A 436-nucleotide genomic window follows, 5' to 3' on the forward strand; every position below is an offset into this window, starting at 1 on the left:
CCGCGAGCTGACCCGTCGTTCGGGCGGGCGCGGCATGTCGGACGTGGTGGAAAGACTACGATCTTATATGCTGGGCTGGAAAGGGTATTTCCAACTGGCGCAAACGCCCAAGGTTTGGCGTACTCTCGATGAATGGCTGCGTCACCGGCTGCGGGCTATCCAGCTCAAGCACTGGAAGCGCGGTAAGATCATGTATCGGGAACTGCTTAGGCTCGGAGCGCCCGCCTCGGTTGCGAAGCAGGTGGCAGCCAACAGCCGACGCTGGTGGCGAAACAGTGACAGACTCCTGAAGACTGTACTGACCATCGCTTACTTCGACCGGTTGGGCGTACCACGCCTGTCTTAACCTCAACTACTCGAACCGCCCGGTGCGGACCCGCATGCCGGGTGGTGTGGCAGGGGACCGGTCAGCTATGCTGGCCGCCCCTATGCCGAT

The 436-nt window shown here is 61.5% G+C and carries 1 protein-coding gene; it reads left to right on the forward strand.

The annotated features are described in order from the left end of the window. On the forward strand, positions 1-346 hold a 346-nt coding region (locus tag H3H36_RS26390), incomplete at its 5' end, for a group II intron maturase-specific domain-containing protein (RefSeq protein ID WP_311196701.1). Between the last annotated feature and the right edge of the window lie 90 nt (positions 347-436).

Source organism: Rugamonas fusca (genome assembly GCF_014042365.1).
Lineage (GTDB): Bacteria > Pseudomonadota > Gammaproteobacteria > Burkholderiales > Burkholderiaceae_D > Rugamonas > Rugamonas fusca.